This is a genomic window from Reichenbachiella versicolor (assembly GCF_003171675.1).
Lineage (GTDB): Bacteria > Bacteroidota > Bacteroidia > Cytophagales > Cyclobacteriaceae > Reichenbachiella > Reichenbachiella versicolor.
Genome location: NZ_QFZQ01000007.1, coordinates 291,996 through 305,731, shown reverse-complemented (window position 1 = coordinate 305,731; position 13,736 = coordinate 291,996). Strand labels below are relative to the sequence as shown.

Sequence of the window (13,736 nt, the reverse complement as noted above, 5' to 3'; positions counted from 1 at the left end):
TCAGTTCGATTTAAGAACCTTACTTATTTGACGTTTCACAAAAAAGAATGAAAATTATACTGTTTGAGCGCTAGCGAGTTTATAATTTTCTAGACTTTTTGCTTCCTTTTTTGGCAATGAAAAAAGGAAGAGCCTGCCTGGCTTGAAGGCAAAAGCTTGATTAAGTGTAATGGATTTAGGTTTTGCAGAGTGTTTGAAAAAATATTAATCGAACTCAGGTTTTTAGTTTATTCTTGAATTAACACCGATCTTGTCAGCCCCATGACTTCGTCATCTCGGAAGGTTTTCTAGAAATAGAAAAGCTATCCGAGATCTCAACGCTCCTATATGTAGACACTTAGAGGTCCTAGATAATTCCTGGGATGAAGATCATTCATTTACAATCAATAAAACTTTCAAACAAACTAATCTCTCAACAGTCACTGTCAATTTGGATTAACCTGTTTTTCCAGATAATGAAAGTCGATACCATATTGTTCCTTGATGGCAGTGATTTTATCTTGAGCGTCGGATTTGGGTTTGTGTTTGTTGAGACCCACGAGCATTACATTCTTGCGAGTATGCTCGACAGAAATAAACTCAAAGACTTTAGATTCATAACCTTCACGCTCTAGAATCAATGCACGAATGGTATCCGTCACCATTTCATATTGACGCTCTTTGAATATACCGTATTTCAAGATTGGGTCAGATTGTTCTTTTCCTTTAAGCTGTTGGCGAATCTGCTTATGACAGCAAGGCGCACAAACAATAAGTTCCGCTTTGTCTTTTAAGCCTTTTCCAATAGCATCATCAGTAGCCGTATCACAGGCGTGAAGTGCTATCAATATATCTATAGAATCACCTTCGTAGTTTTCAATCCTTTGGTCTACGAAACTTAAATTATCGAAAGAGCATTCACGAGCGGCGTTGTTACATAGATCGACTAGATCTTTTCTCAATTCTATTCCTATCACTTCAGCCTCGATTCCTTTTTGATTCTTGAGAAAATCATACAGTGCAAATGTCAAATAACCCTTACCAGACCCCATATCTACTACTTTGATAGGGCGATTGGGTAGTTTGATCTGAGAGAGTAGATTATCGAAGATTTCTAAATACTTATTGATCTGGCGATACTTGTCAGCCATTTTAGGAATGACTTTTCCACTCGAATCGGATACATTTAGTTCTTGCAGATATTGAGCATCACTCTTTACAAACTTCTTTTTTTCACGATTGTGAGATTGTGAAGTTGTTGTTTGCTTTTGATTGGTAGTTTGAATGGTGACTTTTTCTTTCTTACTGGTCATTAAAGAGTGGACTTGAGTAGTGGTAATTAGGTTAGCGTTTTTAAATTCTTCTTTGAGAAGTCTGGCTATTTCCTTCAGTCCTTGTGCTTTGAGCAAGTTACTAGTCTTGTCTTGTGTCTTGTATCTATAGGTAAAACTGAATTGTGGCTCTTCTTTGATGACCACCCATCTCACATAAATATTGACAAGAGTGCTACTTCGATCTCTGTTTTTACTAAGGGTGAGCTTGTTGAATTCTCCATTGGAGCTGCTGGCTGAAACCAGCTCAAGAAAATCTTCTAAAGTGTTCATTTGGCAAAGGTATACTAGACCGCGCTACTTGTGATAGGTAGAAAGCCGTACTTAGGGCATGTTTTTTTGAGACTTGTGTTTTAGAAATCTACGGGACGTTTGAATCTTAGTATTACTGGAGCTTTCCCCGTGATACCAAAAGTTTCCTCAGCGTAAGGCGAAGCTTTTAGTCCATTGTTATCAAGTCCTACCCATATCTCATCATCGGTAAGTAGGAGGGCTTCCCCCATACCAAAAGGAGTAGGTTCAAATAACTTTCCCTGTTCGGTATTAGCGATGTGTTGGTAGTGATATTTAGAAACCACCTTTTCTGTTTTAGGATCAATTTTAGCTATGTGACATCCATTTCGTTCTATAGCGTATAAATACCCATTCTCAAATTTAGCATCTGCAAAATCATTGCTTTCGATTTGCGGAGTATTAAAGCTATTTCTTATCTTCCAGTTGGTCATATCTATAGCGTATATACCTCTAGGTTCACGTTCTTTCAAGCCATACATTATTTGGTTCTGGCAGTCTATTGCGATCCCTTCCCAGCCAGCATTGCCCCAATTACTTGGAGGATTATCACCTTTAAATTTTAAATCAAGAGTTTGAATGGAGCCATCAGGATGCATAGCGATGATGTCACCAGGTCTTTCATTGATGAGATAAATCAGCCCGTGACAGTAATCAATTCCCTCAAGGTCCAGTTGTGGATCATTAATTTCAATCGCCTTCTTATGAGAAACTTGAAATTGACCTTTTGAAAGATGGATTCCGTAGAGAAACTTATTCCATGGTTTGTCCGCGACTACATAGAGAGAGTCTTCTATAAAGACAATACCACTGAGATCAAACATGACACCATGAAGTGCGTCTGACTGATGAATTTCGATGAATTCTAATTCAGGGTAATTGGAGTTAGGTAGACTACAGCTGGATATACCTACGAAAATGGTCAATATGCATATCCAGCTTTTCAAAGAATAATTGACTTATTAAAGTCTTTCTATTTTAGCTCCAATGGCATTTAGGCGAGTATCTATGTTTTGATATCCTCTATCTATTTGCTCTACATTGTGGATGATACTCTCTCCCTCAGCAGACATCGCTGCGATCAATAGCGAGACACCCGCTCTGATATCTGGAGAAGTCATTTTGATACCGCGAAGTTTGATCTGCTTATTGAGACCTATCACAGTAGCTCTATGTGGATCACAAAGAATCACCTGCGCACCCATTTCGATTAGTTTATCCACGAAGAATAGCCTACTCTCGAACATTTTCTGATGAATCAAGACAGTCCCTTTCGCTTGCGTAGCGACCACAAGTGCAATGCTCAAAAGGTCAGGCGTAAAGCCAGGCCATATCGCATCCGCAATGGTCATAATAGATCCATCGATAAAAGTCTCAATTTCGTAGTTGCTCTGTTTAGGGACATAAATATCGTCCCCTTTGAATTCCATCTTAATACCTAGTCTACCAAAGATCTCAGGTATAATTCCCAAGTGCTTGATACCAGCATTTTTGATAGTAATTTCAGACTCGGTCATAGCAGCCATCCCGATGAAACTACCTATTTCGATCATATCAGGAAGCATAGTATGAGTAGTACCTCCGAGTTGATCTACACCTTCTATTTCCAATAGGTTTGAGCCTACTCCAGTGATCTTTGCTCCCATGCTATTCAGCATTTTACAAAGCTGCTGAAGATAAGGTTCACAGGCTGCGTTGTAAATAGTAGTCTTTCCCTTAGCAAGAGAAGCCGCCATTACGATGTTGGCAGTACCAGTCACCGAAGCTTCATCTAAGAGCATATAGCATCCTTCTAGGTGAGAAGCATCTATATTGTAATATCCTGTTTTCTTATCGTAGTTGAACTTAGCACCGAGCTTTTGAAACCCTGTGAAGTGGGTATCTAGTCTGCGACGGCCTATTTTGTCACCACCTGGCTGGGGAATCATTCCTTTCTTGAATCTTGAAAGCATGGGTCCAAGAAGCATTATAGAGCCTCTAAGTGAAGACGCCATTTGCTTGTACTCATCAGATTCTAAGAAATTGATATCTACATCGTCCGCCTGAAATTCATATGACTCATCGCCAAGCTTGTTTACTTTCACTCCCATATGTCCCAATAGCTCAATGAGCTTGTTCACATCACGAATATTGGGGACTTTATGGATAGTAACCTTTTCTGGCGTCAACAATACGGCAGATAAGATTTGAAGTGCTTCGTTTTTGGCTCCTTGGGGCGTAAGTTCTCCTTTGAGCGAAGTACCGCCAGTTACCTTGAATGATGCCATTGGGTAGTAGTTATTAAGATTTAGTTCTTACGTTTTTGGAATTTACCTCTTCGGTTGTTGTTATTGTTTCTATGGTTTCGGCCACCTCTGTTGCGGTTTTCTTTCTTCTGAGGCTCGAAAAGGTTACCTTCTTTCACTTTAGCCATATCGATGTCTAGCCTGTTTTTAGATAGCTTTCTGATGTTGGCATAAACGACATCATCCTCCATCACATCTTTGTTGTACGAAGAGAAGAAAGTTTTCATCAGTTTACCAATATGAATAATGGCAGCTTCCTGCTCCTCAGGATCTTCTAGAGTGATCGCTTTATCTACCAGAAGTTCGATGTTTCTACCGAAGTGCTTGAAGACAATCTCATTATTACTATAGGGAACTCTCTCAGGTTTCTTGAAAATAACCTCCTTATCAGGCTTAGGGAAAGAACCTTCTACTTCTAGTTCAAAGTCAGCAATAATGTGCATGTCATCCCATAGCTTTTGAGCTATCTCCGGAGTGTCTTTGATCGATGGATTGATTTGTCTCATCAATTCTGTCATTACCTCAGCCTTCTTGTTCCTTTCTGTAGGATCTTCGATCGTTTTCAGGTATTGAACAAGCTTCTGGATATTTCTGCCGTATTCTCTTAGGGTAAGGTTATCTCTTACGGTATTGTAATCGTGCATGTGATGTGATTTTATAGGCAATGCTGGATTTGTATTTCCAGAAGGCTGCCTTAATGTCTAACTTCTAAGTCGATTCATACTTTAAACTTAAGTCTCAAAGTATGATATTTTTATAATGCGCACCAAAATTAACCCTTTCGGCCAATAATGCGTTATAACTCATTTTTAAATTATATAACTTGAAGCGTATATTAGTAGAAATCCTATTCATTATAGCGGTTTCCGGAATAATTACACTTCTTTAAATATTGAATAATAACTTATAATCTCGCACAATAAAAAAGGATCAAATCAAGAGAAAATATAACTCGATTAATTTTGATGACTTAATTTCGCGCAATCAAACCTTAACAAGACAATCAATCAAATGCTTAAGTACTTACTTTGGTCTCTGCTAGGAATAGTAGTAGGGCTTTTTATATATGCAGGATACACTTTATCGACTACACGTACACATAGCCCAGAAGGGGTTTCGAAGCTGACTTCCAATGCTACGACGATCAAAGTTGATTATTGTAGACCATACAAGAAAGGACGAGAAATTTTCGGAGAACTAGTGCCTTTTGGGGAATACTGGCGGACTGGAGCAAATGAACCTACTAGAATCAATTTTTCTACTAATGTGAAATTTGGAGGAGAGCGTGTAAAAGCTGGGACATACAGACTTTATACTATTCCGGGTGAAGATAATTGGACGGTTGCTTTGAATTCCGAATTGGAAAATTGGGGGTATTATGAACCGGATTACTCTTTAGATGTGGTTAGAGTTAAAGCTCCAGTGATTGAGACAAAGAAAGAAATCGAACAGTTCATCATTGAATTACTCAAAGAAGGAGATAATATTAAACTAAGGTTTGCGTGGGATGATACTCAGGTAGAAGTACCTATAGAGTTGGAGTAGTTCATTCAAACCTATTGTGTTGTCATCTTGCATGAGATCAAAAGAAGGCAGACTCACCAGTAATTTCTTTTCCTAATATTAAAAGGTGAATATCATGAGTTCCCTCATAGGTGACGACTGATTCTAAGTTCATCATGTGTCTCATGATAGGGAATTGATTGGTTATTCCCATTGCTCCAAGAATTTGTCTCGATTCTCGGGCTATATTCAGAGCAGTATTCACATTGTTTCTTTTGGCCATTGATATTTGATAAGTTGAAGCATTGCCGTCGTTCATCAGTTGTCCGAGCCTTAAGTTTAGTAATTGAGCTTTTGTAATTTCGGTGAGCATCTCTGCTAATTTCTTTTGCGTTAACTGAAATTTTGAGATGGGTTTACCAAACTGTTTTCGCTCACTAGCATATTTTCTTGCTGCTTCATAGCAGTCCATAGCTGCTCCTATTGCTCCCCAAGCGATACCATACCGAGCGGAGTCAAGACACATTAAAGGTGCTCCTAAACCAGATTTGTTAGGGAGAATATTTGATTTGGGTACTTTGACGTTTTGGAATACTAGCTCGCCAGTACTGCTAGCCCGAAGAGACCACTTGCCATGTGTAGATGGAGTACTGAAACCTTCCATTCCTCGTTCTACAATTATACCATGAATCCTACCAGCCTCATTTTTTGCCCAGACAATTGCGATATCAGCTAAAGCAGCATTCGAGATCCACATTTTCGAACCATCTAATATGATGTGTTCTCCTTCTTCTTTGTAATGTGTCTTCATGCTAGATGGGTCTGACCCATGATCGGGTTCAGTCAGCCCAAAACAACCAAGCATTTCACCTGAGGCAAGTTTTGGGAGATACTTTCCCTTCTGTTCTTCTGAACCAAACTTAAAAATGGGATACATCACTAATGAGCTTTGAACAGAGGCAGTAGATCTCATGCCTGAGTCGCCTCGTTCGATTTCTTGCATAATGAGTCCGTACGAAAGGTAGTCGAGTCCAGCACCCCCATATTTACTTGGGAGATAAGGGCCGAATGCTCCGATACTTCCAAGCCTTTCAACAATGTGTTCAGGGAATATTGCTTCTTCATACCAGCTTTCTATATGTGGAGTGATTTCTGTTTTTACGAAATCCCTAATAGAAGAGCGAATTATTTTATGTTCATCAGAGAGTAGGTCATCTATTTGGTAAAAGTCGGGAGAATTGAAATCGTCTGTCTTCATATTTCAAAGTAATTATGGGCTTGGAGTATTCTCTTTTATGTGGATGGATGGTGAAAGTGCTCTGAGCTGGCTAATTTCAATTTACAGAAATAAAACCGTTTTGAATAATAAGTGTGTTAAGTGTTCAGTCTTTTGAACGGTTTAGTAATCAAAATGATATGTTAACATAGGACCCTTTAAAATTAACATTGGGTGAGTAAGAGGCTGGTTAGAACATAAGCATTTTGGTAAGAAGAGGAAATAATATATCCAACCGTTAGATGTTAAAACGCAGGTTTTTATCTACCTTTAATCTTTAGAACATCTGTTTATAGGCCTGTTTTACAACAAGTTGATCGGTTAACTTGTGCCTCATAATATATACATAATACTAAATACCCAATTTCTATGAGAAAAACGCTAATTACATTTATTTATATCTGTGGATTCTTTGCATCAGCTTTTGGTCAAGGGAATTCAGTTTCCGGTGTGGTCACTGATGCACAAACAGGTGAGCCTGTTCCTGGAACCAGTGTTGTTATTAAAGGATCCTCTGATGGTACCATTACCAATTATGACGGGAAATATTCTATAAATGCAGATGAGAAAAGCACACTTGTGTTCTCTTTTGTGGGCTACACTTTAACAGAAGTTGTAGTTGGTAGTCAAACAGTTATTAATGTCAAATTAGATCCCTCTACAACTGAATTGGAAGAGATGGTGATCGTAGGTACGAGGAGTATTCCTCGAAGTACCGTAGATACACCCGTTCCGGTAGATAAGGTTTCAGCCAAAGAATTGACTGCTACTGGTCAGCCTACTTTTGATAAGGCTCTCCAGTATAAAATACCTTCTTTCAATACTGTACAGACTCCTGTAAACGATGCTACATCTTTATTAGATCCATATGAGATCCGAAATATGGGACCCAGTAGGACATTGATATTGGTGAATGGTAAACGTAAAAACTTAAGTTCATTACTGTATACACAAACTTCTCCGGGACGTGGTGAAACAGGTGCTGATATCTCTGCAATTCCTACAGACGCTATCAAGCAGGTACAGATCCTAAGAGACGGTGCATCTGCACAATATGGATCAGATGCGATTGCTGGTGTGATGAACATCATCATGAAGGATGATGCTGAAGGTACTTCTGCTACCCTAAGAACAGGTATCACTAGTGAAGGAGACGGTGAAATGATAGGCTTAAGCATCAACGGAGGTGCTGCATTAGGCAAAGAAAAAGGATTCATCAATTACACTGCTGACTTCTCACAAGTTGGTTTGGCAAACAGACCAGGTACAGTAGATGCTGATGGTGAACTTCAAGATTTCCTTGATGGTGATGAATCTAGAAGGGCTGAGGTAGAAAACTTCCTAGCACAGTATCCTGATGCAGGTAATGTTAATGGTTCTCCTGAGACTACTGCTTCAAAATTTGCATTGAATAGTGGTTATGATTTAAATGAATCTACTGAGCTATATATGAATGCTGCCTATGTCTACAAGAAGGTAAACAGTTTTGCCAATTATAGAACACCTTACTGGAGAACCTTGGATGAGTTTCCATATTTAGCAGCTTTCTATCCTAATGGTCCTGATGGTCAGTATGTAGGTTATCTGCCTACCTTTGAGGGTAATCTATCGGATTACAATGGAACGATAGGTATCAAGTCTAAAATCAATGACTGGAATACTGATGTGAGTTTCACTACAGGGGGTAATATGCAAACCTATAGAGTAAATAACTCTCACAATGGGAACTCGGTTTTGTCTCCTCCTACAGCGGATATTACAGCAACAGACACCAGCTTTGTCGCAGGGGTAGAGTTGTATAGAGAAAATAGTAAAGTATCATTTGATCCAGGAGGGACTAAGTTCACTCACAATGTAGGTAATATTGATATTTCTAAGCAGGTAACTGATAAATTGGCTCTTGCTTTTGGTTCTGAGTTCAGAATAGAAAACTTTGAAATCATAGAAGGAGAATTAGCTTCATATGATGGTGGTGGTGCTGACTCTTTTGCAGGGAATACTCCAGAAAACTCAGGAAAGTTTGATAGATATAATTTCGGGGGATATGCAGATGTACTATATGATATCACAGAAGATTTTTTGATCAATGGTACTGTACGTCTTGAGAACTATAGTGACTTTGGAGAGGCATTTGTATGGAAAGCAAGTTCTAGATATAAATTATTTGATGAGGGGCTAATCCTAAGAGGATCATACTCTACAGGTTTCAGAGCACCTACACTACATCAGATATATACTCAAAGAGCACAGTATTCTTTCGTGCCAGGTCAAGGAATACAAGTAGGAGGTTTGATCAATAATGTGTCTCGTGAAGCTAGACTATTAGGTGTACCTAAACTTGATGCTGAAGAGTCTACTAACTTTACGTTTGGATTTGGATCTCGATTAGGTGATTTGAATATCACAGTTGATTATTATAACATAGAAGTGCGAGATAGAATTATTTTGAGTACTGAATTGACACCTCCAACGGGTAGTGCATTTGAGGGGTTGTCTGATGTTAGTTTCTTTGTCAATGCATTGGATACTCGTACTTCAGGTTTAGATGTCGTTATTAGTTATAGTGATTTAGAAGTAGGACCTGGAACGTTTAATTTTAACTTATCAGGAAACTATACTCTTCAAAATGAGAGAATAGGTAGTGTTAAAAACCCAGCATTCGCTGAATTAACTGGACAGTCAGTGGCAAATGCTACTCAGGAAGCACTATTCTTTACTTCAAGACCAGTAACGAAGTGGATTTTAGGAATTAACTATGAGTTGGATAAGATCGGGTTTGCTCTTAACAATACTTATTTTGGAAAGACTGAATTTAGACAGGACGGTTTGAACGAAAACTTGAAGACAGAGTTTGATCCTAAGGTAGTAACTGATTTGGCAGTGACTTACCATCCAATAGAGAAATTGACTTTGGCTTTTAATGTCAATAACATCTTCAATGTATTACCAGAGTGGAAGTTTGTTGCGTTGAATGATGCTGGAAAAGCAATACTAGCAGATCCAGATCAGGTGAAAGAAAACTCAAACTTGATCACATTCAATCAAAGATATTCTCAGATGACCTACGATGGCTATCATTTCAGCCAATTAGGTACTATGTTCAGCTTATCAGCTAACTATAGATTCTGATAAATATTTAATAGGTTAACGTTTACATAAAACAAGAATAGAGAGGCTGCCATCGTTGGTGGCCTCTTTTTTTGTCTTGCATTCAATTGCTATTTAGAGATATGAATCGTTTCAAAAAGCCGTAAGGTGGTAATCTCAATTAGATTAATAAACAACGTTTAGGCATACTCGAGGCTATGTTACTTTATCATATAATTCCATTCATTGGCGAAAGCATAAGGAAGAGCCCTGATGTTGAGTATTGAAGGACATTTTCTTAGATGAGTTAATGTGCATTAGAATCCGTAAGTATTTTCTAATACATAGAATATGCTCATTTTTACGGTTGTCCATTTCTATAAAACACATTGCTTCTGGTGAGACGATTCGTAGTTCTTAGTTTTTTCATGATTATTACTTCATTGGCGAATGCTCAATCTGTCAAGAGGAGGACATATTATGATGCTGAAAAGACAGTGGTCAAGGAGGAGTTTTATGTCTACGATACGATACGCAATCATCTGGATGGACCTTTTACTTCCTACTATCTTTCTGGAAAGATTAAATCCATTGGAGACTACGGTTTCAACAAGGCTACTGGTGTCTGGGAGTATTTCTATGAAAATGGTAATTTAAAGAGTACGGGGTCTTTCATGAGAGGAAAGACTTTGGGTATCTGGGAGTACTTCTACGAAAATGGTAATAAGCGATCAGAAGGGATTCTGGATGATGGTGTAAAAGGGGGGCATTGGACATATTTCTATGAAAACGGAAATATTAAATCTGAAGGGGAGTATTTCGAAGGAGAAAAGGAAAGTTCATGGATATACTACTATGAAGGTGGAGGAATAAAAGCTAAGGCTGAGTTTAACAATGGAAGTGGCCTTTACAAAGAATATTATGTTTCTGGAGACCTTAAAATGGTCGGGCTGAATCATCTTGGAAAAAGTGATAGTTTATGGACTTACTACTATCAGACAGGTGAGAAAATGGCTGAGGGGTACTATGATGATGGTATCAAGACTGGGACATGGAAGTATTACTATAAGAACGGAGCCTTATCAGCCGAGGGTGGTTTTGATAAAGGAAATACTATAGGTAACTGGATTTATTATTACGAAAGTGGTGCTAAAAGCTCTGAGGGTCTTAAGAAGAATGGGATGAAGGATGGCTACTGGAAAATGTTTTATGAGACAGGAGAGACAAAAGGTATTGGTGATCTGGATGAAGGAACGGGTGAGTATAAGGAGTATTATACAAGTGGTAAGTTAAAAGTAACGGGCCATTTCAAAGACGGACAGAATGACGGTCATTGGACATACTATGATGAGGAAGGACATGTCGAAGGAATAGCTGATTTTGAAAAAGGAATAGGCGACTATGAGGGGTATTATCTAGACGGCTCGATAAAGATGGAAGGTAGAATCTCAAACGGCCGTAGAGTAGGCGAATGGATACTGTATGATCATGATGGTGAGATAGCGGGTAAATATCACCCAGTCTACCGTGAGGAAAATGATGTATGGGAACATGATGAAGATGTGACTCCGGGTAGAAAACTGGAATATGATAAGCCTGATTACAAATTCAAAAACAATAGATCACGTTTTTTTACACCAGTAGTCAATGAGTATGAGGGTGTCATTATAGGAGGTAATCCTGTGTTTTCATTGTTTGGTCTTTTACCAATTGGTATAGAATATTATAGACAAGAGCGCTTAGGGTATGAGCTGGAATATATTCATTATAGAAAACCTTTTTATAAAAGTCATGCAGGGATAGATCCGGGAGATTTATACAATAATGGATTTGAAGTGCTGCTAAAGCAGAAGTTTTATTTTCCAGATGAAAACTATGGTATGTTTTATTTCGGTCATCTGGTAGGTTATAAATATCTGAAATATGATGCACTACCAGATACAGAAGTAGGTTCGGAAGTGGTAAGTGCTGACGTGCGAAACTATTTCTATGGATTAATAATAGGAGATAGATTGACACAAAGCCCGGGAAATGCAGGGATCACTTTGGACGTGTATTTTGGTTTTGGTTTGGGAGTGAAGGACTATCAAAAGAGATACTCAGATTTGGTCTATGATAGATATTTTAACGATATCCATCAGACCAATATTTATGTCCCCGTTTTCTTTGGGATCAATATTGGTTACCTAGGTTTTAAAAAATACCATACAACCCCTGTACCTTCGCGCAAGTAATGTCGAAGATTTTAAAATATAGGCTCAAGCCAGAGATAGCGTTGGATGAGGAGGCATTTGAGCAGTTTATTTCTGCCAAAGTCAAAGGAGATACACACTGGAAACTACTCAAGAGATCGATTGATGCTAGATCTCGTAAGGTACAAGTTAATGTAGAAATTGGTTTGTATGATCAAGAGGATCCGTGGGCAATAGAATATCAAAAGCCTTCAGAGGATGTCTCAGGAAAACCAGAAGTTATTATAGTAGGTGCTGGGCCAGCAGGAATGTTTGCAGCCTTGAAGTGTCTAGAGATGGGGGTTAAACCTATCATTCTCGAAAGAGGAAAGGACGTACGTGCTCGTCGAAGAGATCTCGCAGCCATCAATAAGGACCATGTCGTCAATCCAGATTCTAATTATTGTTTTGGTGAAGGAGGAGCAGGGACATACTCTGATGGTAAGCTCTATACTAGATCAAAAAAGCGAGGCGATGTTCGTCGTATTTTGGAGATGTTGGTGACTTATGGATCTACGGAGAAAATTCTTGTAGAAACTCATCCTCATATCGGAACTAATAAATTACCAAAGGTCATAGCTGATATCAGAGAGACCATATTATCTAGAGGAGGTGAGATACATTTCGATACTAGAGTTGAAGACTTGATCGTTCAAAATGGAGTGTTGAAAGGAGTGAAAACAGCTAGTGGATATACTTTTGAGGGGCTGGGAGTGATCTTAGCTACCGGACATTCGGCTCGAGATATATTTAGACTACTAGATCGACACAAGGTCAAAATAGAATCAAAACCATTTGCTCTAGGCGTCAGGGTAGAGCACCCACAAACTGTCATCGACAAAATTCAATATCACTGTGATTCTAGGGGAGAATACTTGCCAGCTGCTGCGTATAGTTTGGTCACACAAACGAATTACCAAGAAATTCGCCGCGGAGTGTTTTCGTTCTGTATGTGTCCAGGAGGGTTTATTGTTCCAGCTGCTACTGAGCCAGGCGAATTGGTAGTTAATGGCATGAGCCCTTCAAGACGGGACTCTAAGTATGCCAATTCGGGAATTGTAGTAGCTATCGAAAATGAAGATCTCGAAAAGTACGAAAATAATGGGGAGTTCAGAGCGCTCAACTTTCAAGCGGATGTCGAGAAAGCTGCTTGGCGTGCGGGTGGAGAGACTCAAGTCGCTCCAGCGCAGAGATTAGCTGACTTTGTGAGTAACAAACAGTCGCAGGATTTACCAGAGTGCTCTTATCAGCCGGGACTCAACTCAGTAAAATTCTCAGATTTCCTGCCTGAAAGTATCAATCAACGTCTCAAGAATGGTTTCAAGGACTTTGGTAATAAGTCGAAAGGGTATTTGACAAATGAGGCTTTAATAGTAGGTGTCGAAAGTAGAACTTCGTCTCCGATTCATATTCCAAGGGATCGAGATACATTCGAACATATAGAACTAAAGCGTCTATATCCATGTGGAGAAGGGGCTGGATATGCTGGAGGAATCATGTCCGCTGCGATTGATGGTGAAAAATGTGCTGAAGCATTAATTAATCAGTATTTAAAATAACTAATACCTCGTTTGTTCTGTTGTCGCTGAGTGGCGACAGGAAAAAATCTTCTCGTTTTTAATGCCTCATACTGTGGGACGAAAAATGAACCTCAGTTTCTTAGCCTCATGCGTCCTCGTCAAAAACGACCGTTGTCTTTTTAACCTCATACGGCCGCATGAAAAATGAGAGCTGTTTTCTTAGCCTCAGTCAG

At 39.0% G+C, this 13,736-nt stretch carries 9 protein-coding genes; 4 read left to right on the top strand and 5 right to left on the bottom strand.

Going from position 1 to position 13,736, the window contains the following annotated elements; genetic code table 11:
- Positions 1–425: 425 nt before the first annotated feature.
- The 4 genes from DKG80_RS15770 to DKG80_RS15755 form a co-directional block, all read right to left on the bottom strand.
- The gene (locus DKG80_RS15770) at positions 426–1,583 is read right to left on the bottom strand and encodes a class I SAM-dependent methyltransferase (protein ID WP_109832327.1); all 1,158 of its coding nucleotides are present in this window, start codon (positions 1,581–1,583) and stop codon (positions 426–428) included.
- Between the two features lie 80 nt (positions 1,584–1,663).
- The gene (locus DKG80_RS15765) at positions 1,664–2,548 is read right to left on the bottom strand and encodes an SdiA-regulated domain-containing protein (RefSeq protein WP_162555920.1); all 885 of its coding nucleotides are present in this window, start codon (positions 2,546–2,548) and stop codon (positions 1,664–1,666) included.
- Between the two features lie 15 nt (positions 2,549–2,563).
- The gene (gene murA / locus DKG80_RS15760; protein ID WP_109832325.1) at positions 2,564–3,868 is read right to left on the bottom strand and encodes a UDP-N-acetylglucosamine 1-carboxyvinyltransferase; all 1,305 of its coding nucleotides are present in this window, start codon (positions 3,866–3,868) and stop codon (positions 2,564–2,566) included.
- Between the two features lie 20 nt (positions 3,869–3,888).
- On the bottom strand, positions 3,889–4,530 hold the full coding sequence (locus DKG80_RS15755) for a DUF4290 domain-containing protein (RefSeq protein ID WP_109832324.1): 642 nt from the start codon (positions 4,528–4,530) through the stop codon (positions 3,889–3,891).
- Positions 4,531–4,897: 367 nt separating this feature from the next.
- Here DKG80_RS15755 and DKG80_RS15750 point away from each other — a divergent pair, with 367 nt between their 5' ends.
- Positions 4,898–5,431 (top strand): DUF2911 domain-containing protein, encoded by a 534-nt coding sequence (locus DKG80_RS15750; RefSeq protein WP_109832323.1) that lies wholly within the window; start codon positions 4,898–4,900, stop codon positions 5,429–5,431.
- Between the two features lie 37 nt (positions 5,432–5,468).
- Here DKG80_RS15750 and DKG80_RS15745 read toward each other — a convergent pair whose 3' ends face one another.
- Positions 5,469–6,647, bottom strand: a complete 1,179-nt coding sequence (locus tag DKG80_RS15745) for an acyl-CoA dehydrogenase family protein (RefSeq protein WP_109832322.1) — start codon at positions 6,645–6,647, stop codon at positions 5,469–5,471.
- Between the two features lie 387 nt (positions 6,648–7,034).
- Here DKG80_RS15745 and DKG80_RS15740 point away from each other — a divergent pair, with 387 nt between their 5' ends.
- From DKG80_RS15740 to DKG80_RS15730, 3 genes are all read left to right on the top strand, one after another.
- A complete protein-coding gene (locus tag DKG80_RS15740; RefSeq protein ID WP_109832321.1) occupies positions 7,035–9,794 on the top strand; it encodes a TonB-dependent receptor in 2,760 nt (919 codons plus the stop codon).
- Between the two features lie 356 nt (positions 9,795–10,150).
- On the top strand, positions 10,151–11,986 hold the full coding sequence (locus DKG80_RS15735; RefSeq protein ID WP_162555919.1) for a toxin-antitoxin system YwqK family antitoxin: 1,836 nt from the start codon (positions 10,151–10,153) through the stop codon (positions 11,984–11,986).
- A complete protein-coding gene (locus DKG80_RS15730) occupies positions 11,986–13,542 on the top strand; it encodes an NAD(P)/FAD-dependent oxidoreductase (RefSeq protein ID WP_109832319.1) in 1,557 nt (518 codons plus the stop codon). The genes DKG80_RS15735 and DKG80_RS15730 overlap by 1 nt, the downstream gene beginning before the upstream one ends.
- Positions 13,543–13,736 lie beyond the last annotated feature (194 nt).

Bases quoted from the DNA above. Each gene is read 5' to 3' on its own strand.
- DKG80_RS15745 (WP_109832322.1), bottom strand. From the start codon at position 6,647: ATGAAGACAGACGATTTCAATTCTCCCGACTTTTACCAAATAGATGAC.
- DKG80_RS15750 (WP_109832323.1), top strand. From the start codon at position 4,898: ATGCTTAAGTACTTACTTTGGTCTCTGCTAGGAATAGTAGTAGGGCTT.
- DKG80_RS15755 (WP_109832324.1), bottom strand. From the start codon at position 4,530: ATGCACGATTACAATACCGTAAGAGATAACCTTACCCTAAGAGAATAC.
- DKG80_RS15770 (WP_109832327.1), bottom strand. From the start codon at position 1,583: ATGAACACTTTAGAAGATTTTCTTGAGCTGGTTTCAGCCAGCAGCTCC.
- DKG80_RS15730 (WP_109832319.1), top strand. From the start codon at position 11,986: ATGTCGAAGATTTTAAAATATAGGCTCAAGCCAGAGATAGCGTTGGAT.
- murA (WP_109832325.1), bottom strand. From the start codon at position 3,868: ATGGCATCATTCAAGGTAACTGGCGGTACTTCGCTCAAAGGAGAACTT.
- DKG80_RS15740 (WP_109832321.1), top strand. From the start codon at position 7,035: ATGAGAAAAACGCTAATTACATTTATTTATATCTGTGGATTCTTTGCA.